Source organism: Burkholderiales bacterium (genome assembly GCA_023511995.1).
Lineage (GTDB): Bacteria > Pseudomonadota > Gammaproteobacteria > Burkholderiales > Thiobacteraceae > Thiobacter.
The window spans coordinates 141,061-163,161 of record JAIMAL010000001.1; the positions used below are offsets into that span (position 1 = coordinate 141,061).

Here is a 22,101-nt window from a genome sequence, read left to right on the forward strand (position 1 = left end):
TTGCCGAAACTTTCCGATTTTACTCCTTTTTCATCAATGGCTTCAGGCCCGCTCCCGCAAGCTTGCGCAAAAGAGCCTTTTCCGCCTCCACCAGCAGGAGCACCAGCACGCCGAAAAGAAGGATCATGCCCCAGGCTTCCACGGGCAGGGGCGCGGTGTGGAAAAGACGCTGCATCAGGGGGGAATAGGTGAACGCAAGCTGCAGCGCCACCACCACACCAATGGCGATGGCCACCCAGCGGTTGCCGCGGAAAGCGGCGGCGGGAGAGAGGGGGGCAAAGAGCCGGCGGCAGTTGAGGAGGTAGAAGGCTTCGCCCACCATGAGCAGGTTGACGGTGGCGGTGCGCGCCACCTCGACGGGGGTTCCCTGCGCGGTCTCCCACAGGAAAAGGGCGAGGCCGCCCCCTACCAGAAGCAGGGAGACGAAAGCCACCCGCCAAGCCATGAAGGGAGTGAGCACCGGCTCCCGCGGATCCCGCGGCGGGCGCTTCATGACGTCGGCTTCGGCCGGTTCGAAGGCGAGCGCCAGGGCGAGGGTGACGGCGGTCACCAGATTCACCCACAGAATCTGCACCGGGGTGACCGGGAGTTGCGCAAGCCCCAGGAGCACCGCCGCCACCAGCACCCCCGCCTGGCCGCCGTTGGTGGGCAGGATGAAGACGATGGCCTTGCGGATGTTGTCGTAGATGGTGCGCCCCTCCTCCACGGCGGCGGCGATGGAGGCGAAATTGTCGTCGGCGAGCACGATCTCCGCCGCCTCTTTCGCCGCCTCCGTTCCCTTGCGCCCCATGGCGACGCCCACGTCGGCGCGCTTCAGGGCCGGCGCATCATTCACCCCATCCCCGGTCATCGCCACCACTTCGCCATTTGCCTGCAGGGCCTGGACCAGCCGCAGTTTGTGTTCGGGGCTTGCCCGGGCGAAGACTTCGGTGTGGCGCACCGCCTCGCGCAGGGCGGCATCACTGAGGGATTCGATTTCGGCGCCGGTGAGCACCCGCACCGCTGGCCGGCCCAGACCCAGGGCCTCGCCGATGGCGCGGGCGGTGGCGGCATGGTCGCCGGTGATCATCTTCACCGCGATGCCCGCGGATTGGCAGGCCGCCACGGCACGCCGGGCCTCTTCCCGGGGCGGATCGGTGAGTCCGATCACCGCCAGCAGGACGAAGCCGCCGGCCTCCACGTCATCGAAGGTGAGCTCCCGTTGTCGGGCGGGCTTTTTCGCCAGCGCGAGCAGGCGCATGCCCTCCGCCGCCGCCGCTTCCATGGCCGCGTGCCAGCGGGGCGCATCGAGGGGGCGGTCTTCCCCGTCCAGGCGTTCCCACGGGCAGAGGGCGAGCAGGCGCTCCGGCGCGCCCTTCAGCAGGATCACGCCGTGCCCGGCGTGATCGTGGTGCAGCGTGGCCATGAAACGGTGTTCCGATTCGAAGGGAATGACATCCAAGCGGGGCCAGGCTTCGGCCTCGAAACCGGGGTTGAGTCCCGCTTTCATCGCCAGGGTGATGAGGGCGCCTTCCGTGGGGTCGCCCGCAAGCTTCCATTCCCCGTTCTCCCAATGGAGCGCCGCATCGTTGCAAAGGAGCCCCGCCCGCGCGGCTTCCAGGAGCGTCGGCTCCTCTTCCGGCGCCACCTCCACCGCTTCCCTGAGAAATCCCCCTTCCGGCGCATAGCCCACGCCGGTCACCCGGAACACGCCCTTGGCGGTGATGATCACCTGGGCGGTCATCTCGTTGCGGGTGAGGGTGCCCGTCTTGTCGGAGCAGATGACCGTGACCGACCCCAGCGCCTCCACCGCCGGCAGGCGGCGCACGATGGCATTGCGCCGGGCCATGGCCTGCACCCCGATGGCGAGCGTGATGGTGATGATGGCGGGCAAACCCTCGGGGATGGCCGCCACCGCCAGACCCACGGCGGCGAGGAACATCTCCCCACTCGAATAGCCGCCCACCAGGGTGCCGTGGGCGAAGGTGCCGGCGGCAAGGAGTAGGATGAGGACGGTCAGCCAGCGGCCGAACTGCTTCATTTTGCGCAAAAGCGGCGTGTCCAGCGGCTCCACGTCGGCAAGCAGGCTGCCAATGCGGCCGATTTCCGTGGCAGCACCCGTTGCCACCACCACGCCCATGCCCTGGCCGGCGGTGACCAGGGTGCCCGACCAAGCCATGTCACTGCGATCCCCCAAGGGCGCGTTTTCGGCAACCGGCTCCACCTGCTTGTCCACGGCCAGGGATTCGCCGGTGAGGGCCGATTCGTCCACCTTCAGCCCCTTCACCGAAAGCAGACGCAGATCGGCGGGCACCCGGTCGCCCGCGGCGAGGAAGACGATGTCGCCGGGCACCAGTGCCTCGGCCTCGATTGCCTGGCGACGCCCCTCGCGCAGCACCATCGCCTGGGGCGAGAGGAGATTGCGGATGGCATCCAGCGCCGCCTCCGCTTTGCCTTCCTGGATGAAGCCGATGAAGGCGTTGATGAGCACCACGCCGAGGATCACGCCGCTGTCCACCCACTGGCCCATGGCGGCGGTGATCACCGCCGCCAAAAGCAGGACGTGGATGAGTACGTCGGAAAACTGGGCGAGGAAGCGCAAGGTGGGGCTGCGGCGTCCTGCGGCGGGCAGGCGGTTGGGGCCGATGGCCTGCCGGCGGCGCGCGGCCTCCTCGTGGGCCAGACCACTGCGCCCGGTGTCCAGTCGGGCGAGAACGGCATCCGGCGCGAGGCTGTGCCAGGGGGGAGGCGACGGCGGGAGGGGATTCACACGCCCCCCGGGAAGCCGTTCTGCCGCCAGGCCTCGTAGAGGATGACGGCGGCGGCGTTGGAGAGATTGAGGCTGCGGGAGTGGGGCAGCATGGGGATGCGCAGCCGCTGCGCTGGCGGGAATTCCGCGAGGACCGCTTCCGGCAGGCCGCGGGTTTCCGGCCCAAGGACGAAGACATCGCCGGGCTGAAAGCGGGGGTCGCTGTAGCGGCGGCTGCCCCGCGTGGTGAGGGCGAACAGGCGGCGCTTGGCGAGCCACTCCCGACAGGCATTCCAGTCGGGGTGGACGACGAGGCTCGCAAACTCGTGGTAGTCCAGGCCGGCGCGCCGCAGCGCTTTGTCCTCCAGACCGAAGCCCAGGGGCTCAACCAGATGCAGGCGCGTGCCGCTATTGGCGCACAGGCGGATGATGTTGCCGGTGTTGGGGGGGATTTCCGGCTGGTAGAGAACGAGTTCGAACATTGCCTTGCGTTCTGCCTGGAAAAGGGTTAGTGTTGTCAAATCAAGGATATGCAGCGTGAATATGAAGTGTAACGTCAAGTATGGAGCAGGCCGGGCGAAAGCGCCCGCAGCCAGCGGAGGTGCCGGTGGCCCGACCTGAAAAAATCCGCCTGGGGGAGGTCCTCGTCCAGCAGAAACTCCTGTCCCAGGAGCAGCTCGCCCTCGCCCTGGAAGAGCAGAAACGCAGCGGGCGCAAGCTGGGGCGCGTGCTGGTGGAGCTGGGTTTCGTCACCGAGGAGCAGATTTCCGAGGCCCTCGCCCGCCAGCTCAACATCCCTTACATCAACCTCAAGTTCCACAACCTGCGCCCGGAAGTGGTGAAGCTGTTGCCGGAAACCCAGGCGCGGCGTTTCCGCGCCATCGTCATGGAGGTCAAGGGTAACACGGCGCTGGTGGGCATGGCCGATCCCACCGATCTTTTCGCCTATGACGAAATCTCGCGGCTCCTCAAGCGGGAGATCAGCCTTGCCGTGGTCAACGAAGGCCAGTTGATGGAGGCTATCGACCGGCTCTACCGTCGCACGGAGGAGCTCACCGACCTCGCCCATGCCCTGGAGGAGGAGCTTGGCGACACCGCCGTCGATTTTGGCCTGCTTTCCGCCGGCACCACCCTCGAGGATGCCCCGGTGGTGCGCCTTTTGCAGACCATGTTCGAGGACGCGGCGCAGGTCCGGGCTTCCGACATTCATATCGAACCCCAGGAGAAGGTGCTGCGCATCCGCTTCCGCATCGATGGCGTGCTGCATCTGCAGACCGAGGTGGATGCGAAAATCGCCCCGGCGCTGGCGCTGCGGCTCAAGCTCATGTCGGGCCTCGACATTTCGGAAAAGCGCCTGCCCCAGGACGGCCGCTTCCATGTGCGGGTGAAGAACCGTACGGTGGATGTGCGCATCTCCACCCTGCCCACGCAATACGGCGAATCGGTGGTGATGCGGCTCCTCAACCAGGAGGAGGGCATCCCTTCGCTGGAGAGCCTGGGGTTTCCGCCGGCCATGCTGGCGCGTTTTCGCCAGATTTTCCACCGTGCCCAGGGCATGGTGCTGGTCACCGGCCCCACCGGTTCCGGCAAGACGACCACGCTTTATTCGGTACTGGCCGAGCTCAACTCGGTGGAGCGCAAGATCATCACCGTCGAGGACCCGGTGGAATACCGCCTGCCCGGCATCAACCAGGTCCAGGTCAACGAGAAAATCGACCTCACCTTCGCCCGCGTGCTGCGTACCGTGCTGCGCCAGGACCCGGACATCGTGCTGGTGGGGGAGATGCGTGACCAGGAAACCGCCCAGATCGGCATGCGCGCCGCCATGACCGGCCACATGGTGCTCTCCACCCTGCACACCAACGATGCTGCCTCCACGCCCATCCGCCTGCTGGACATGGGGGTGCCTTCCTACATGGTGGCCATGTCCGTGCATGTGGTGCTGGCGCAACGGCTGCTGCGCCTGGTCTGCGACAGTTGTGCCACGGAGCGTGCCCCGGAGGACCATGAACTCGCCTGGCTTTCCCTGGAGCTGGGGCCGGAGGCGGGCCGCCACCGCTTTGTCGCCGGGCGTGGCTGTGGCCATTGCAATGGCACCGGCTACCGCGGCCGGGTGGCGATCTACGAGATGCTGGAGATGACCGCTCCCCTCATCGAAGCCCTCAATCGCCACGACACTCACGGCTTCGTCAAACTGGCCCGCAATCAGCTTGCCGGGCACACCCTGCGCCGCGCGGCGGTGGAGCTGGCGCTGGCCGGTCGCACCAGCGTGGCCGAGGCCATGCGCGTCACCGCGGCGCTGGAGGATTGAGCGGCATGCCCCACTTCGCCTACAAGGGCCGCAACCAGCGGGGAGAACTGGTGGAGGGCACACTGGAAGCGGCGAGCGCGGCCGCCGTGGCCGACCGTCTGCTCACCATCCGCGTCACCCCCGTCGAGATCCGCGAGGCACCGCGCCCCCGGGCAAGCCAGCGTCCGGAGTGGTTGAACCGCCTGCTCGAGCCACGGGTCACCCCTATCGACGTGCTCCTTTTTAGCCGTCAGATGCACACCCTGCTCAAGGCGGGCGTACCCATCCTGCGGGCGCTGGCGGGGCTCGAGGAATCCACCACCAACCGCAGCTTCGCCAGAGTCTTGCGCAATCTGCGGGAAAGCCTGGAGGCGGGCCGCGAGCTTTCCATGGCCATGCGCCGCGAACCCGTGTTCTCGCCTTTTTACGTGAGCATGGTGCGCGTGGGGGAGATGACCGGCCGGCTCGATGAAATCTTCCTGCGCCTCTTCCATCATCTCGATTTCGAGCGGCGCACCAAGGAAAGGATCAAATCCGCGCTGCGCTATCCCGCTTTCGTGGTCATCGCCATGGCAGCGGCCATCGTCATTGTCAACCTCTTCGTCATCCCCGCCTTCGCCAAGGTGTATGCGGGTTTCGGTGCCAAGCTCCCCCAGGTGACGCGCTGGCTCATCGCCTTCTCGGATTTCATGGTGGCCTCCTGGCCGGTGCTCGCCGCGCTCCTCGTCTTCGCCGTGCTGCTGTTGCGGCTGTGGATCCAGACACCGGCCGGGCGCTACCAGTGGGACCGCGCGAAGCTGCGGCTGCCGGTGGTGGGCGGGATCGTGCGCAAAGCCACCCTGGCGCGTTTTGCCCGCTCCCTGGCGCTCGCCGTCAAAAGTGGCGTGCCCATCGTGCAGGCCCTATCCACGGTGGCCCGGGTGGTGGACAACGACTACATCGGCGCCCGCATCGAGCAGATGCGGGATGGCGTGGAACGGGGGGAGACCATCCTGCGCACGGCAATTGCCAGCGGCGTGTTCACGCCCGTGGTGCTGCAGATGGTGGCGGTGGGAGAGGAAACCGGCGCGGTGGACGAGCTGATGCAGGAAATTGCCGACATGTACGACCGCGAGGTCGAATACGAGGTGCAGAACCTCTCGGCGCAGATCGAGCCCCTCCTCATCCTGGCCATGGGCGTGCTGGTGCTCATCCTCGCCCTGGGCGTCTTCCTGCCCATGTGGGACCTGGGCCGCGCCGCCCTGGGCAAGTCCATGTGAGCGTGGCAGGGGCGAGGCATGGGCGCGCGGCGCGGGGCGGGCTTCACCCTGCTGGAGCTCGTGGTGGTCGTGTGTGTGGTGGCGCTTCTGGGGCTTGCTGCCATCGACCGCCTGCTCTACCTGCGGGAACAGGCGGAAAAGGCCATGCTGGAGCAAAACATCCAGATGCTGAAGACCGCCCTGCGCTTCCAGGTGGCGGCGGCGGTGGCGGCAGACCGCCCGGCAGAAATTGCCGCCCTCGCCGGGAAAAACCCGGTGGATTGGCTGGAGGAACCCATGGCGGGCTACCAGGGCGAGCTTGCGGCGCCGCCTGCCTGTCGGGGCTGTTGGTATTTCGACACAAACCGCCGGGAACTCGTTTATCTCGTGGACCGGGGCGACTATTTCGCCCCGGATGCCGGGGGCGAGAAGCGCGTGCGGATGCGGGTGGAGGTGGTTTTGCCTCAAGTTTCTGGGGCAGATGCCGTAAAAACAACAATGCCCTTCGCCCGGCTGGTGGTGGAACCCTACCGCTGGTTTGGCGGTGCGCATGCGCCGCTCCCGCCCCGCCTTCCAGGGCAGCGGGCGGGGTGAGGGGGTGAGGCAACTGGGCCGCTGCCCGCCGCGCCTTACGGGGGTGCGGCTTCTGGTACGGACTTTGCTTCACCGTAGGGTGTCTTTGGTTTTTGAGGCTTTTTTTGATAAGGAGAAACATCATGCGCAGCCAACAAGCAGGTTTCACCCTCATCGAACTGGTGGTGGTGATCGTCATTCTGGGCATCCTGGCCGCAACGGCGTTGCCGAAGTTTGTGGACTTGAGCAGCGATGCTGGAAACGCTGCCGCCAAGGGCGTGGCCGGCGCCATTGCCAGTGCTTCGGCCATCAACTATGCGAAAAAATTGGCTGATCCGACTGCCACCGTGACGACGGTCGGAAGTACGACCACGTGTGCAGGTCTGCAAGCCTTGGTTACTGGTGTGGACTGGACGAATGATTTCGAGTGGGCGAACTCGGCTGCCACCCTAAGCGGGTGTACCGGCGCCGGTGCTGTGGCGACAAACTGCTCGGTCAAGAGCAAAAAAGGTGGCGTGGCTCAAACCGTCACCGTGACCTGCACAACGAACTGATGTCCAGGGGGAGAGGGGGTTCCGCTTTGGGGCTGCAAGGCTTGGGAGTCGGGGCGGCGCCCCCGCGGGGACAACGAGATGAAAGAGGACTGAAATCATGAAAGCGCGAAGAGCCAAACGACTCGCCGGGGGCTTCACCCTCATCGAACTCATCGTGGTCATCGCCATCCTTGGCATCCTGGCAGCGACCGCCCTGCCGCGCTACATCAACGCGCAACAGCAGGCGCGGATAGCGAAGGCCCAAGGCATCTACGGCGCCGTCCGCTCCGCGGCGGCGCTGGCCCACGCCCAGGCGCTGGTGACCAACACGACGCTTAGCGGTGCCGCGACGATCAGCATGGAAGGGGTGAACGTCACCCTGATCAACGGCTATCCCACGGCCAACGCTGCGGGCATCGTGACGGCCGCCCAACTCAATGCGGCCGCTGATGGCCTGATCATCAGCGGGGGTGGGGCGGGTGCGGGCGCAACCATCACCATGGATGTCGTCGGGGCGACTACCCCTGCGACCTGCCGGATCAGCTATACCTCCCCGGCAGCGGCCAACGGCTCGCCCACCATTACCCTCAACACAGCCGGCTGCTGAGGCTGCGCGGGGGGGGGGCGGGCGCCCCTCCAGGCTGAGGAAGACGGGTATGCGCGGCTTCACCCTCGTCGAGCTGATCGTTATCCTAGTCATCCTCGGCATCCTGGCCGTGGTGGTGCTGCCACGCTTCTTCGACCGGAAGGAGTTCGACGCCCGCGCCTTCCTCGATGAGACGGCCGCGGCGCTGCGTTATGCGCAGAAGGCGGCCATCGCCCAGCGGCGCACGGTGTGTGCGGCCTTCACGGCGAATTCGGTGACCCTTACCGTGCGTTCCACGCCCGGCAGCGGCCCCTGCGACACCCCGCTCGCGGGTCCCGGCGGCACGGCCCCCTACACCGTGACGGCACCGGGGGGCGTGACCTTCACCAGCGCGCCTGCTTCCTTAAGCTTCGATGCCGAAGGGCGACCCAGCGCGGCGGCGACCCTGGCCGTATCCGGCATTTCGGCCACCCTCACCGTCGAGGCGGAGACGGGCTATGTGCACCCGTAAGCATGCGCGGGGGCTCACCCTGGTGGAGCTCATCATTTTCATCGTCGTCGTCTCGGCGGCGGTGGCCGGGGTGCTCGCCGTCTTCACCCAGGCCACCCGCGCTTCCAGTGATCCCCTGATCCGCAAGCAGGCCATCGCTGTCGCCGAAAGTCTGCTGGAGGAAATCCTGGCCGTGCCTTACACCTGCCCCAGTGGGGCGAGCTGTGTCGCAGTGACCACGGCCAACCGGGGCGCCACCCATGCGGTTGCCGATTACAACGGCTTTGCCATGACCGGCATTGCGGCCTTTGACGGCACGCCCATCCCTCAGCTTGCCAACTACACGGCGAGCGTGACGGTCACGCCGCAGCCGTTGAATGGGGCCAACGGCAGCCGGATCACCATCACCGTGGCAAGCGGAGGCGAGACGGTCACGCTGGAAGGCTGGCGGGGGAACTACTGATGCGCGCGCAGGGTTTCACGCTGGTGGAGATGATCGTGGTCATCGTCATCACCGGCATCGTCGCCGCCATGGTGGCCGTGTTCATCCGCAGGCCGGTGGAGGGCTACCTGGACAGCGAGCGCCGCGCCCGCCTGACGGACATCGCCGACACCGCCCTGCGCCGCATCGCCCGCGACGTGCAGGCGGCGCTGCCCAACAGCCTGCGGCCCAACGGCAGCGGGCAGAACCTGGAAATGCTCATCACCGCGACGGGGGGACGCTATAGCCAAAACGCCGCCGACAGCCAGGGCTGCTTCGCTGCGGGGTGCACCAGCCTCACCTCCCTGGGCAGCGTGATTGCGGCAAGCGGTGAACAGGTGGGGCGACGGCTCGTCATCTACAACCTCTATAACAACGATGCCGGCGGTTGCGGCCCCACCAATCCTTCCGCCTGGTGCGGCAACAACTCGGCGCAAATCACCGCCTCCACCGACGGGGGCGCGACGGACACCTTCACCTTTGCCAGCACGGTTTTCCGGCCGGCCACCGGCAGCCCGTCGCGGCGTTTTTACATCGTTTCCGGCCCCGTGGCCTATGTCTGCGCCAATGCGGGGGCAAGCGGGGGCAATGGCACGGGAACATTGAGCCGTTACGAGAACTATGCCATCACAAGCTTGCCCAGCTTCCCGCCGGCCGGGGCGACGGGGCGGCTCCTTGCCCAGCGGGTGAGTGCCTGCCAGTTCACCTACCAGCCGGGGGCCACGGAACGGCAGGGGCTGCTCACCCTGTATCTGGAACTGATGGAGGCCGGTGAAAAGGTCGGGCTCTACCATGAAGTGCATGTGGACAACGCGCCCTGAGGGCTTTGCCATCGTCTCCGCCCTCTTTCTCATCACCGCGCTGGCGGTGCTGGGGGCGGCCATCATGCATTTCAGCGCCACCCAGCACGTCACCGGCGCGCAGGATATCCAGGGCTCACGGGCGCTGGCCGCCGCCCGCGCCGGCGCCGACTGGCAGGTGACCCAGATCCTTGCCCAGGAGTTGCCCAACAACCCGCAATATGCCTGTGGGCCCGCGGCGGGCTTCAGCTTCGGCGACTTCGCCCTGAACGTTTCCTGCACCCACAGCGACCACGACGAGGAGGGCAACAAGGTGCGCGTCTATAACATCACCGCCATTGCCAGCAGCGGCGGCAGTCCCGGCGCCCTGGGTTTCGTCGAGCGGCGGGTGGATGTGGTGGTGGCCACCTGCAGGAAAACGCCAGATGGGGATTTGTGTTGAAAGCCGGGGCAATCGCTCTGGGGGCGTCTGAAAAAGGAAGCCGGAATCGCGCCGCAGGGGCACAGGGCGGACCGGTGGGCGCCAGTGCGCGGAAGGGGTTTGCACTCCGGCTTAAGGAAGCGGCGTTCAACCACCAGAACAGGGGGAAAAGATGAGCAGAGGATATCGGTTGATGCGCAGCCTGTCTGTTGTCACCCTCGCCTCGTCGGTTTTCGCGCTGGCGGGTGAGGCAAAAGCGGCGCTGATTGCCGAATACCGCTTTGAAGAATCCCTCTGGAACGGCACGCCGGGGGAAGTCAAGGATAGCAGCGGCAACGGCTACCATGCCACGGCGGTCCAGGCCGGGGGTGGCGTGCGGCCAGGGGTTGTGGTAGGGGGCAAGGTCTGTCGCGGCGCGCAGATCAGCCACAATACGAGCAAAGCCGACATCAGCGCGATCGCCACCCCCGTGGCGATCCCCACCACGGTCGGCAATGCCGGCACGATCATGTTCTGGTACAACAACAGCGCCAACACGCCGAACCTCACCCGCGTGTTGTTCGATGCGACCACCACCGCCAACCGCTTCTTCTACCTGCGACGCACCACGAAGCGCGCGCTTTCGTTCACGGTGACAGACAGTGACAACACCAACCGTACCGTCGCCACGTCCAACAACGTGCTGCCGAACACGGGCTGGTCGCACATCGCGGTGTCATGGAACTTCAACAACCTGGCCGGTTCCAACCAAGACCGCCTGCGCATCTGGGTGAATGGCGTGCTGCAAAAGACCTCCTCATTCACCACCAACGCTGGCGTGTCGAGTGAGATTGGCACGCTCTACATCGGCGATAACCGCAGCGCCAACAGCAGCAATGGTGTCTCGGCCGGCAATCCCGGCAGCACTTTCGCAACGATTGACGAATTCGTCCTCTACAACCATGAAGCCGACTCCGCGCTGATACAGCAACACAAGGACCAGACCCGGGTCTGCCATTACGCGATCTCGCACGCCGGCACTGGCCCAGCCTGCCAGGCCAACAACGTGACCGTTGCGGCACACGACGCGGCGCATGGCCCCGTTACCATCACGGGGAAAACCATCACGCTTTCCACCTCGACTGGCCAGGGTAACTGGGCGCTGGTCAGCGGTAGCGGCGTGTTCAACAACGGCACACCCAATGATGGCATGGCCACCTACACCTGGAATGGGGAGTCCCAGGCGGTGTTTGCCCTGTCACATCCTACGCCAGGGGTGGTCAACATCAACGTGAGCGATGGTGCAGTCACAGAAGATGCAACGGAAGACCCTTTACTTAACCTGACGGCATGCTTCGCCAAGTTCAGTGCCTGCCACAACTACACCACTTCACATTGCTCCGCGGCGACGGGTCGGCTCTATACGCGGCTGGCCGGGGTGGGGAGCGACTATGACATCGTGGCCCTCGATGGCTCGGACAACGTCGACACCTCGTTCAACGGCAAGGCCCAGGTCTTGCTGATCGCGCGCGTCAATCCCGGCGCAGTCGATGCGCAGAACTGTTTCTCGCCCGATTACACGCAGGTGCTCGATAACGCCGTGACCAACTTCACGGCGGGGCGCCTCACCCTGACCAACAAGATTGTGCCGAACGCCTACCGCGAGGCGCGTATCAAGGTGGTGTGCGATGCCACCAACTGTCCGCCCTCGGGAATCGCGTGGTGCAGCGTGGACAATTTTGCCATCCGCCCGCAGACGTTCACGGTGACGGCGAGTGCCAGCGTCAACAACCCGCCAACGAGCAAGCTTGCGGCCGGCAACGACTTTACCCTGACCGTGGCAAGCGGCACCAGTACCTACGATGGTGCGCCCACTGTGGATGCGGCGCTCGTGCGGGATCACAACAACAATGCCATTGACCCAGGATCTCTGGTCGGAACGTTCCCGTCGGCTAGCGGGGGAAGCAGCACGGGAACTTTCCAGTACCACGACGTCGGCACGATTTCCCTGCTCGCTGATGCCGTCAAAGACGCCACCTACACCAGCGTCGATGGCAGCACCGGCTGTGTAGCCGGCTCGACCTCGAACACCCTGAGCGGGGGTAAATACGGGTGCGTCATCGGTAGTGTCGCTGCCGGCCCCTTCGGGCGCTTCTATCCCCACCACTTCACCTATACGGCGACCCTCACCTCGGGATGCAGCTCCGGCGACTTCACTTACATGGGTCAGCCGGCCTTGGAGATCGATCTGACCCTGGAGGCCAAAAGTGCCAACGGCACCACCACCACCCGCTACACGAGCGGCTACAGTCCACTTGGCACCTTCAGCATCACCGGTGATAATGGTGGAACACCAGTGAATCTCACCGGCCGTCTTGCGTTGCCCGCCTTTGTGTGGAACAACGGGGTGTACAACGGGAGCGGCACCTACACTTTCAATCGCCAGGCCTCACCCGATGGTCCCTTCGACAGCTTTGCCCTGAAGGCGACGGTGAGTGACCCCGACGGCGCCACCCTCTCCGGCAGCAATCTCAGCGACACCACCAAGCTGCGCTTTGGCCGCCTCGTGCTGTCCAACGCCCACGGCTCGGAACTGCTCAGCCTGGTGATGCCCTTCCAGACCCAGTATTGGACCGGCAGCGCCTGGGCGACGAACACGCTGGATTCCTGCACCGACCTCACGGGGCAGTTCGTTTTCGTGAAGAACCCGGCCGGCATGCCCACGCCCACCGGGGGCACCGTCATGAGCGGCAAGGGAAGCCTCACCTTCAGCGCGCCGGGCACCAAGGGCACTGTTGATGTCTGCGCCAACATCGGCAGTGACGGGGACAATCCCATGACCACGTGCCGCACGGGCAGCTCCTATCCGTGGCTGCAGGGCAGTTGGGATGCCGACGGGCAGTACAACGACAACCCCTCGGCCCGGGCGACCTTCGGCATCTTCGAGCAGAAACCGCCCATCATCTACCGGCGGGAGCGGTACTAAAGCAGGGGTCAGGTTACAGTGGGCAGGATACAGACACCTTACGCGCCTCCGTGGGCCGTGGCCCTCGGAAGCCTTCAGCCCCGCCCGCCGGTGGCATGCGAAAATGGTTTGACAACAACCACTTATTGCTTTAAGTTCGAGTCATTTCACGAAACAGGCGTAAGGCGCGGGGCGTGGGGTTCTGGTTGAAGAAAAAAAAGACCGCCGGGTGGCTGGTCTTGAGCTTTGCTGGGGAGGAGCTGCAGCTCGCCCACAGCGAGCCGGGCGCGGATGGGCGGGCGGTGGTGACGCTGTGCGGCACCGCTTCCCGGCCGGTGCGGGATGCCGCCGGACTCGGGCAGGTGGCGCGGGAGATGCGGCTTGCCCATTACCCGGTGAGCCTGGTGTTGCGCCTCGATGAATACCAGATGCTGGTCACGGAGGCTCCGGCGGTGCCGCCGGAGGAGCTGAAGGCGGCGGTGCGCTGGCGGGTGAAGGACATGCTCGACTATCACATCGACGATGCCACCCTCGACGTGCTGGACATCCCGCCTGATCCCAATGCGCCCAACCGTGGCCATTCGCTTTATGTGGTGGCGGCGCGCAACGAGGTCATCAGCCGCTACATCGGGCTTGCCCAGGAGGCAGACATTCCCCTCCAGGTGATTGACATTCCGGAAATGGCAAGCCGCAACATCGCCAATGTGGTGGCGGAACCCGGTCGCGGCGTGGCCATGCTGACCTTCACCGACCAGGGGGGACTGCTCACCGTCAGTTACGGGGGCGAGCTCTATCTTTCCCGGCATCTCGACGTCACCTGGCAAGACGTGAATGACGAGGGCCCCATGCGCGAGGCCCATTTCGACCGCGTCACGCTGGAGCTGCAGCGTTCCCTGGATTATGTGGAACGCCAGTTTTCCTTCGTCTCGGTGGCGCGGCTGTGGCTCGCCCCCCTGCCCGGGGCAGCTTCGCTGCGGGACCATCTGGCGGCGAATCTCTACGTGCCGGTGGAAGTCCTCGACATGGGGCGGGTGTTCGATTTCTCCCGCGTTCCCGCCCTGGCCACCCCGGAAAACCAGGCGCGTTTTTTCGTTCCCCTCGGCGCCACCCTGCGGCGGGAGCCCACCGCGCTATGAGCCAGCAGATCAACCTCTTCAACCCGATCTTCCTCAAGCAGAAGAAGATTTTTTCCGCGCGCACCATGGCGCAGGCGCTGGGGATCATCGTGCTGGGTCTTTGCGTGCTCACGGGGCTTGCGGCATGGCAGGTGCACCGGCTGTCGCGGGACATCGCCACCATCGAAGCGCGCTTCCGCGCCGAGGAGGCGCGCATGAACGAAGCCCGCGCGGCGCTTTCCCAACGCAAGGCCAGCGCCGCCCTGGAGCAGGAAGTGCGCGCCCTTGAGCAGGAGGTTGCCCTGCGCGAGGCGGTGTTGAGGCTCATGGAAAGCAACGTCCTTGGCGAGGTCACTGGCGCCGGTGTCTATCTGCGGGCGCTGGCGCGCCAGCACCTGCAGGGTCTGTGGCTGACGGCGGTGGAGCTGGAGGGCGGGGAGCTGAATCTCGCCGGGCGCGCCCTCTCCGCGGAGCTCGTGCCGGAATATCTGCGCCGGCTGGGTGAGGAGGAGGTGCTGCGCGGCCGTCGGTTTGCCACCTTTCAGATGGCGCGGCCGGTGGCCACGGACAAAGAGGCGCCGCGTTATATCGAATTCGTCCTGCGTTCCCGGCCGCCACGGGAGGCACCATGAAGCAGACCCTTGCCCTCTGGGCGGAACGCATCGACGCCCGCAGCCTGCGCGAGCGGCTTTTCATCTTCGCCGCCGCGGCGCTGGCGGTGAGCATGCTCTTCGTCTCCCTTGCCCTCGATCCCCTCACCGCGAAGCGCAAGGCGCTGCTGGCCACCCTGCAGGAACACCAGACGCGCATGGAGGCGGCGCGGCTGCAGGTGCAAACCCTGGTGAAGGAGGCCTCGCGGGACCCCGATGCCCCTCTGAAGCAGCGCCTTACCGAGCTGCGGCAGCGGGCCGTGGCGGCGCAGGCCCGGCTCGACGCCCTGGCCAAAACGCTGGTGGGTGCGGAAAAAATGGGCGAGGTGCTGCGCGATCTTCTGGCGCGGCATCGCAACGTGCGGCTCATTGCCCTGAAGAGCCTGCCGCCCGCCGGCATCGGCGCCGATGGCAAACTGGTGAGTGGCGATGCTCCGCCCCTCGTCTATCGCCAGGGAGTGGAGATCACCGTCGAGGGCACCTTCCCCGATCTGCTCGCCTATGTGGAGGCCATCGAAGCCTCCCCCTGGCGCCTGTTGTGGGGCGGGGCGCGCCTGACGGTGGAGGAATATCCCCGTTCCCGCTTGACCCTCACCCTCTATACCCTCAGTCGGGACAAGCCGTGGCTTACAGTCTGATCCTTTTGCTCCTTCTGCTGGCGGCACCCGCAGGCGCGGCCGGCCTGCCCGACCCCACGCGTCCCGCACTGTCCGACGCGCAGGAAGCCGCCGAAGGGGCGGCGGCCAGCAGCGGCCCGCGGCTCACCATGGTGCGCATTGGCGCCAAGCGACGCATGGCCGTCATCGATGGTCAGGAGGTGACCGTCGGCAGCCGCATCAACGACATGCGGGTGGTGCGCATCGGCGAAGAGGGGGTGGTGCTCAAGGGGCCCGCCGGCACGGAAGTGCTGAAGCTCCTGCCGGAGGTGGAAAAACGTCCCCTTCCGACCCCCCAAGGCAGGAAACCGGGTGACAAGCCCGCATCGAGGAAGACACGACCATGAGAATCCATCCCCTTTTGCTGCTGGCTTTGGCTTTCGCCGGCTGCGCCACGCCGCCGGAGCGCCCGCCCACCACCCTGGAGCGAATCGACGCCGCGCTGCGGGAGGCCACCCAGCCCGCCACGCAGACGGGCCCGGCCCAGGTGGCCGATCAGCTCCTGCCGCCCCTGAAGCTGGACCTGCCGGCGCCCCCCGCTACCGAACCCCGCTTCGATCTGGTGGTCAACAACGCGCCCGCCAACCAGGTGTTCATGGGCATCGTCCATGGCACCCGCTACAGCATGCTGGTGCATCCCGAGGTGAGTGGCACGATCTCCGTGAACCTCAAGGACGTGACGGTGAAAGAGGCGCTCGATGCCATCCGCGAGCTCTATGGCTACGACTACCGCATCGAGGGTAACCGCATCTTCGTGCAGCCCCTCACCCTGCAGACGCGGGTGTTCAAGGTCAACTACCTGACCGCCACGCGCAAGGGGGCCTCGGATGTGCGCGTGGTGTCCGGTTCCGTGAGCGACAGCCCGCGTCAGGCCACGCCGGGCACACTCGGTGCGCCCGTCACCCAGCCGGGGGTGAGCAGCGAAAGCATCCAGAGCACCCGGGTGTCCACCCAGTCGGAGGCCAATTTCTGGGCCGAGCTCACCGACGCCGTGAAGGCCATCGTCGGCACGGAAAACGGGCGTAGCGTGGTCGTGAGCCCCCAGTCCGGTGTGCTCGTCGTGCGCGCCCTGCCCAGTGAGCTGCGCGCCGTGGAGCAGTATCTGCGGGCCACCCAGGGGGCGGTGGATCGCCAGGTGATCCTGGAGGCGAAGATCATCGAAGTGGAACTCAACGAGGGCTTCCAGTCCGGCATCAACTGGGCGGCCTTCGACAGCCTCGCGCGGCATCGTTTTTCGGTGGGCGCCGACACGCGCAGTTTCCCCATCCCTCCCGATGTGCCGGTGAATCCGGCCACCACGGGACCGGCGACCGTGGGGGATGTGCTGGGGGGCGCACTGGCCGCCACCGGGCGCACGGCGGGGGGGCTGTTCGGCATTGCCTTCCAGACCGGCAGCTTCGCCGCCCTCATGCAGTTTCTGGAAACCCAGGGCGGTGTGCAGGTGCTCTCCAGCCCGCGCATCGCCACCCTGAACAACCAGAAGGCCGTGCTCAAGGTAGGCACGGATGACTTTTTCGTCACCAACGTGAGCACCACCACCACCACCGGCACGACCACCACCACCACCCCCAACGTCACCCTGCAGCCCTTCTTCTCCGGCATCGTGCTGGATGTCACGCCCCAGATCGACGATGACGACAACATCACCCTCCACATCCACCCCGCGGTGAGTGACGTGAAGACGAAGGTGAAGGAGGTCAACCTCGGCACCGCCGGCTCCCTCACCCTGCCCCTTGCCTCGAGCACCGTAAGCGAAACCGACAGCATCATCCGCACCAGAAACGGCCAGGTGGTGGCCATCGGCGGCCTCATGAAATCGGCGTCGCTGTCCGACCGCTCCCAGGTGCCCGTGGCGGGCGAGGTGCCCCTTTTGGGCAACCTCTTCAAGCAACAGAACAAAAGCAGCGTGAAGAAGGAACTGGTCATCCTCCTCAAGGCGACCGTGGTCAAGGGTGAGGAGACCTGGGCGCGCAACATCCTCGACAGCCAGCGCAACATCGAGCAGATGACACGGCCCTCACCCTTGCCCTAGACTGTGCCCCTCAACTGTGCCCCTGACGGGCAGGGTGGCTCAACACTTAAGACCATGTATCGCCGGCATTTCGGGTTGCGGGAGGCGCCCTTCAGCATCACCCCCGACACCGCCTTTTCCTTTGCCTCGTGCAGCTTCCAGGAGGCCCTGAACACCCTGCTGGTGGCGGTGCGCAATGGCGAGGGTTTCATCAAGATCACCGGCGAGGTGGGGACGGGCAAGACGCTGCTGTGCCGCAAGTTCCTCTCCAGTCTCGACCAGGGCTTCGTCAGCGCGTATCTGCCGAATCCTTATCTCGAGCCGCGCACCCTGCTCCTCGCGCTGGCGGAGGAGCTGGGCGTGAGACTCCCGGCAGAGGCCGACCAGCATCAGGCCCTCAAGGCCGTCACGCGGGCTCTCCTCGACTTTGCCCGCGCCGGCAAAAAGGTGGTGCTGTGTCTCGACGAAGTGCAGGCCATGCCCCTGGAAACGCTGGAAGCCCTGCGGCTGCTGTCCAATCTGGAAACGGAAAAACGCAAACTGCTGCAGGTGGTGCTGTTCGGCCAGCCGGAACTGGACGCAAAGCTTGATCAACACGCCGTGCGCCAGATCAAAAGTCGCATCACCTTCCACTACACCCTGGGTCCCCTGACCCGGCAGGAGATGGATTACTACATCGCCCACCGCCTTTCCGTGGCGGGCTATGCCGGCGGCCCCCTGTTCAGCCGGCGGGCGCTGGCGCTCCTCTATCGCGCCAGTGGCGGCATCCCGCGGCTCGTCAACGTGCTGGCGCACAAGGCCCTGCTCCTCGTCTTCGGGGAAGGCGGCCAGCGGGTGACCGGCCGCCACGTGGTCCTCGCCGCCCGCGACACCCCGGCAGCGCGGCCGCTCGCCCGTTTATCCTTGACGCGTTTTGGGCTCTGGGCCTGGGCGGCGGGGCTCATGGGGCTGGGATTGCTTGCCGGCGCCTGGGTGGTGCTGCGATGAGCGTCATCAACCGCATGCTGCAGGAGCTGGACGCGCGGCACGAGTCCCTCGACACCCTGCCGCAGCCCGTGCGCGCCGTTCCCCCGGCCACGCCCCGCCGCTTCCCGTGGCTCATCGGCGCCCTGGTCCTGATTGCGGCAGGCCTGGGGCTTGCTCTCTGGGGGTACTTCTCGCATTCCCGGCCGCCCGCACCCAAGCCGCCCGTAAGCCGGGCACCACTGGCGGAACCCCAGCCCGCCCATCCCCCTGCGGTCCCTGCTCCTGTGCCCGTGGCGCCCGCAGCGCCCCCCGCGGCGCCCGTGGCGGACACCCCCTCCGTCGCGCCGGCGCCCGCCGTGGTCGAGGCAACCGCGCCTCCCCGCCGCACGGTGGAGAAGCCCGTTGTGATGCCCGCTGCGCCTCCGCCCGCAGCTGCCGGGGAGGTGGCATCGCCGGGAAGCCTCAAGCGTTTCACCCCCGCCCAGCAGGCGGAGCAGCGCTACGCCGAGGGCCTCAATCTGCTCGCCCAGGGAAAGGCCATGGAAGGCGAGGCCGCGCTCAAGGAGGCGGCAAGCCTCGACCCCAGCCATGGCGGCGCGCGCCAGGCGCTCCTTGCCCTCTACCTCAACGGTCGGCGGCTCGACGAGGCGGAGCGGCTGCTCCAGAGGGGGCTTGAGGAGGCGGGCGGCAACGGCCGTCTCATCGGCCGGCTGGCCATGGCGCTCGCGCGGGTGCAACTGGAAGCCAAAGGGGAACAGGCTGCGCTGGCCACCCTCGAGCGCTACGCGGCCCAGGGGGAAAGTGAGGCCGCGTATGCGGCGTTCCACGCGGCCGTGCTGCAGCGGCTGGGGCGCCATGGGGAAGCGATCGCCCAATACCAGGCCGCCTTGGGCCGCGAGCCGGAGCGCGCTCCGTGGTGGGTGGGGCTGGGCATCTCCCTGGAAGCGGCGCAAAGACCTGCCGAGGCGGCGGAGGCCTTTGCCCGCGCGATGGCGCTGCCGGGCTTGAGCCGGGAACTGCGCGCCTTCGCCGAGCAGCGCTTAAAACAGCTGCGCCCCGGCAGGGCGGGCGAGTAGCTTTCAGCGCCACGGAGGAGGCGGAGCGCATGGAGGAGCAGGGCGTTTCAATGTTCTGCACCCTGAAGCCTGTGCCCTGAAACCTGAAACCTGTCTCATTTTTGCAACACTGCCGCCATGGGGACTGGTCATTTCCTACCAAAACGCTTTGCGCAACACCGAACCATAGGTTAGTATCGCCCCAACGACGCATCGCGTTGTTGGGTCATCCTTCAAGCAAAAACCGCTCATCTCAAGGAGGAAAAGCAATGAAGCTTCGTGCTCTCGCAGGCGCCCTGGCTCTGGCAGGCCTGATGGCTCCGGCCTTCGCCACCAATGGTTACTTCTCCCACGGCTATGGCATCAAGTCCAAGGGCATGGCGGGCGTAGGCATCGCCTACGGCCAGGACGCCCTCGCCGCCGCCACCAACCCGGCCAACATGGTGCTGGTGGGCAGCCGCTGGGACGTGGGTCTCGATTACTTCCGGCCGCAGCGGGAGTCGACCATCACGGGCGCAGGGACGTTCGATGGAAACGACACCGAAAACTTCTTCATCCCCGAGTTCGGCTACAACCAGATGATCAGCAACAACATGTCCCTGGGGGTGTCCGTGTATGGCAACGGGGGCATGAATACGGATTATGGAAACCTGAATAGCAGAACATTTGGTTTGATTTTTGGCACCGGCAATCTCGGCGTCGATCTCATGCAACTGTTCATCGCCCCCACCTGGGCGATGAAGATCAACGACCGCAACGCCATCGGTGTCAGCCTCAAGCTCGCCTATCAGCGATTCAAGGCTTATGGACTTCAGAACTTCGACAATGGCATGATGTCCTCTTCCCCGGGCAATGTCACGAACAATGGCTATGACAGCTCCTGGGGCTATGGCATTGGCCTCGGCTGGACGGGGCAGCTCACGCCCACCTTCAGCGTGGGTGTGACCTACCAGTCCCGCACCTGGATGCAGAAATTTGACAAATACAAGGGCCTCTTCGCCGAGCAGGGGGATTTCGACATTCCCGAGAACTACGGCATCGGCTTTGCCTGGCAGGCCACCCCGCAACTTACCATCGCCGCCGACGTGCAGCGCATCAACTATGGCGACATCAAGTCCATCGCCAACCGTGGCTCCAACACGGCTCAGCTGGGTACGGACAACGGCCCGGGCTTTGGCTGGGAGAATATCACCGCCTACAAGCTGGGCGTGTCCTATGACCTCAATAAACAATGGACCCTGCGCGCCGGCTACAGCTGGAACGACGTGCCCTATGCCGGCACCGAGACCTTCTTCAACATCCTGGCGCCGGGCGTGATCAAGGAACATGCCACGCTGGGTGCCACCTGGCGCATGCCCAATGGCGGTGAGCTGTCCTTCGCCTACATGCATGCCTTCAAGAACACCGTCAATGGTACGGGGCCCAGTACCGGTATCAACAACACCATGTACGAGGACAGCTTCGGCGTGGCCTACGGCATGAAGTTCTGACGGTATCGCCAACGAAAAAGCTGAAAGTTGCAGTTCGACTTTCAGCTTTTTTTTGCTCTGCATCGGACTGGTCGGAACCTACCGGTTCCGGCCGGTCTTTCCGGAACAAGCCGCCCGGTGAGGCGGCGCATCACCAGAGGAGACTGCCATGAGGATTGCGAAATGGTTCGCGGTGTTCTGCCTGGCTTTGCTGGCCGGCACGGCGATTGCGGATGACCTGCTCAAACCCTTCGTCCTCGCCTACAAGGGCCCCGGCGATCAGGCGGCCAAGGTGGAGGAAGTGAAGAAAGCCCTTACCGCCAATGGCTTCCAGGTGGTGGGGAGTTACACGCCCTATCCCGGCACGACCATCATCGCCGTGACCAACGACGAGCTCAAGCGCACGGCGGCGCAGAGCGAGCACGGCGGCTTCGGCGCGGCCATGCGCGTGGCGGTGGTGAAGGCCGGCAACGAGGTGCAGGTGTCCTACACCAACCCGCCTTACTGGGCCAATGCCTACCGCATGAAAAACGATCTAGCGGGCGTGAGCGCGGCGCTGGAAAAGGCCCTGGGGCGCGTGGAGGAGTTCGGTGCGAAGGGGCTTTCTGCCTCCAAGCTGCGCAAATATCACTACATGATGGGCATGGAATACTTCGACGAGCCGAGCGTGCTCGCTGAGTACAAGTCCTATGAGGAGGGCGTGAAGACGGTGGAGGCGAATCTCGCCAAGGGGGTGGCGGGCGTGACCAAGGTCTATCGTATCGACATCCCGGGCAAGCAGGAAACCGTCTTCGGCGTGGCCATGAAGGGCAAAACCGAGGCCGACAAGTACATGGATGACAAGTACATCATGAGCGAGATCGACTTCAAGGAGGTGAAGTCGGCGGCTCACCTGCCCTATGAAATCCTGGTCTCCGGCAACAAGGCCTATGCCCTCTATGCGCGCTTCCGCATCGCCGTGAGCTTCCCCGACCTCTCCATGATGGGCAAAAACAGCTTCATGAACATCATGAAGAGCCCGGAAGCCATCCGTAAGGCGCTCACCCTCGCCGCGGGCGGCGAATTCGAGGAAGTGAAGTTCTGACCGGGCTACAC

General features: G+C 65.6%; 21 protein-coding genes. 19 read left to right on the forward strand and 2 right to left on the reverse strand.

Going from position 1 to position 22,101, the window contains the following annotated elements; translation table 11 throughout:
• Window positions 1-19 precede the first annotated feature (19 nt).
• Window positions 20-2,749, reverse strand: coding sequence for a cation-transporting P-type ATPase (locus tag K6T56_00700; protein ID MCL6554859.1), 2,730 nt, complete (start codon window positions 2,747-2,749; stop codon window positions 20-22).
• Window positions 2,746-3,210 carry a tRNA (uridine(34)/cytosine(34)/5-carboxymethylaminomethyluridine(34)-2'-O)-methyltransferase TrmL gene (gene trmL / locus K6T56_00705; protein MCL6554860.1) on the reverse strand — a complete coding sequence of 155 codons (465 nt, stop codon included), beginning with the start codon at window positions 3,208-3,210 and terminating at the stop codon, window positions 2,746-2,748. Before trmL ends, K6T56_00700 begins: the two co-directional genes overlap by 4 nt.
• A 125-nt stretch (window positions 3,211-3,335) precedes the next feature.
• On the opposite strand from trmL, the gene tadA reads away from it, so the two are divergent.
• The 19 genes from tadA to K6T56_00800 all read left to right on the forward strand — a co-directional run bounded on the left by tadA (window position 3,336) and on the right by K6T56_00800 (window position 22,090).
• Window positions 3,336-5,039, forward strand: coding sequence for a Flp pilus assembly complex ATPase component TadA (tadA, locus tag K6T56_00710; GenBank protein MCL6554861.1), 1,704 nt, complete (start codon window positions 3,336-3,338; stop codon window positions 5,037-5,039).
• Between the two features lie 5 nt (window positions 5,040-5,044).
• Window positions 5,045-6,277, forward strand: coding sequence for a type II secretion system F family protein (locus K6T56_00715; protein MCL6554862.1), 1,233 nt, complete (start codon window positions 5,045-5,047; stop codon window positions 6,275-6,277).
• An 18-nt stretch (window positions 6,278-6,295) separates the two neighbouring features.
• Entirely contained in the window at window positions 6,296-6,850 is a 555-nt protein-coding gene (locus K6T56_00720; GenBank protein MCL6554863.1) for a hypothetical protein, read from the forward strand.
• Window positions 6,851-6,972: 122 nt separating this feature from the next.
• A complete protein-coding gene (locus K6T56_00725) occupies window positions 6,973-7,383 on the forward strand; it encodes a type II secretion system GspH family protein (protein ID MCL6554864.1) in 411 nt (136 codons plus the stop codon).
• 97 nt (window positions 7,384-7,480) lie between these two features.
• A complete protein-coding gene (locus K6T56_00730; protein ID MCL6554865.1) occupies window positions 7,481-7,969 on the forward strand; it encodes a prepilin-type N-terminal cleavage/methylation domain-containing protein in 489 nt (162 codons plus the stop codon).
• Window positions 7,970-8,018: 49 nt separating this feature from the next.
• Window positions 8,019-8,459 (forward strand): type II secretion system GspH family protein, encoded by a 441-nt coding sequence (locus tag K6T56_00735; GenBank protein MCL6554866.1) that lies wholly within the window; start codon window positions 8,019-8,021, stop codon window positions 8,457-8,459.
• Window positions 8,446-8,901 (forward strand): prepilin-type cleavage/methylation domain-containing protein, encoded by a 456-nt coding sequence (locus K6T56_00740; protein MCL6554867.1) that lies wholly within the window; start codon window positions 8,446-8,448, stop codon window positions 8,899-8,901. Before K6T56_00735 ends, K6T56_00740 begins: the two co-directional genes overlap by 14 nt.
• Window positions 8,901-9,740 carry a prepilin-type N-terminal cleavage/methylation domain-containing protein gene (locus tag K6T56_00745; GenBank protein MCL6554868.1) on the forward strand — a complete coding sequence of 280 codons (840 nt, stop codon included), beginning with the start codon at window positions 8,901-8,903 and terminating at the stop codon, window positions 9,738-9,740. Before K6T56_00740 ends, K6T56_00745 begins: the two co-directional genes overlap by 1 nt.
• On the forward strand, window positions 9,721-10,161 hold the full coding sequence (locus tag K6T56_00750; protein ID MCL6554869.1) for a hypothetical protein: 441 nt from the start codon (window positions 9,721-9,723) through the stop codon (window positions 10,159-10,161). The genes K6T56_00745 and K6T56_00750 overlap by 20 nt, the downstream gene beginning before the upstream one ends.
• Window positions 10,162-10,333: 172 nt before the next feature.
• Window positions 10,334-13,105 (forward strand): LamG domain-containing protein, encoded by a 2,772-nt coding sequence (locus tag K6T56_00755; GenBank protein MCL6554870.1) that lies wholly within the window; start codon window positions 10,334-10,336, stop codon window positions 13,103-13,105.
• 173 nt (window positions 13,106-13,278) lie between these two features.
• Entirely contained in the window at window positions 13,279-14,220 is a 942-nt protein-coding gene (gene pilM / locus K6T56_00760) for a pilus assembly protein PilM (protein ID MCL6554871.1), read from the forward strand.
• On the forward strand, window positions 14,217-14,831 hold the full coding sequence (locus tag K6T56_00765; protein MCL6554872.1) for a PilN domain-containing protein: 615 nt from the start codon (window positions 14,217-14,219) through the stop codon (window positions 14,829-14,831). Before pilM ends, K6T56_00765 begins: the two co-directional genes overlap by 4 nt.
• Complete coding sequence (locus tag K6T56_00770) at window positions 14,828-15,487, forward strand: MSHA biogenesis protein MshJ (GenBank protein ID MCL6554873.1); 660 nt, start codon at window positions 14,828-14,830, stop codon at window positions 15,485-15,487. The genes K6T56_00765 and K6T56_00770 overlap by 4 nt, the downstream gene beginning before the upstream one ends.
• Window positions 15,472-15,852: an MSHA biogenesis protein MshK gene (locus K6T56_00775; protein ID MCL6554874.1), complete on the forward strand. Its 381-nt coding sequence runs from the start codon at window positions 15,472-15,474 to the stop codon at window positions 15,850-15,852. Before K6T56_00770 ends, K6T56_00775 begins: the two co-directional genes overlap by 16 nt.
• Window positions 15,849-17,537 carry a pilus (MSHA type) biogenesis protein MshL gene (gene mshL, locus K6T56_00780; GenBank protein ID MCL6554875.1) on the forward strand — a complete coding sequence of 563 codons (1,689 nt, stop codon included), beginning with the start codon at window positions 15,849-15,851 and terminating at the stop codon, window positions 17,535-17,537. The genes K6T56_00775 and mshL overlap by 4 nt, the downstream gene beginning before the upstream one ends.
• 54 nt (window positions 17,538-17,591) lie before the next feature.
• On the forward strand, window positions 17,592-18,503 hold the full coding sequence (locus tag K6T56_00785; protein ID MCL6554876.1) for an AAA family ATPase: 912 nt from the start codon (window positions 17,592-17,594) through the stop codon (window positions 18,501-18,503).
• Window positions 18,500-19,558, forward strand: coding sequence for a tetratricopeptide repeat protein (locus tag K6T56_00790; GenBank protein MCL6554877.1), 1,059 nt, complete (start codon window positions 18,500-18,502; stop codon window positions 19,556-19,558). Before K6T56_00785 ends, K6T56_00790 begins: the two co-directional genes overlap by 4 nt.
• A 248-nt stretch (window positions 19,559-19,806) precedes the next feature.
• Complete coding sequence (locus K6T56_00795; protein ID MCL6554878.1) at window positions 19,807-21,027, forward strand: outer membrane protein transport protein; 1,221 nt, start codon at window positions 19,807-19,809, stop codon at window positions 21,025-21,027.
• Window positions 21,028-21,175: 148 nt separating this feature from the next.
• Window positions 21,176-22,090, forward strand: a complete 915-nt coding sequence (locus tag K6T56_00800) for a hypothetical protein (GenBank protein ID MCL6554879.1) — start codon at window positions 21,176-21,178, stop codon at window positions 22,088-22,090.
• The last annotated feature ends 11 nt before the right edge of the window (window positions 22,091-22,101 follow it).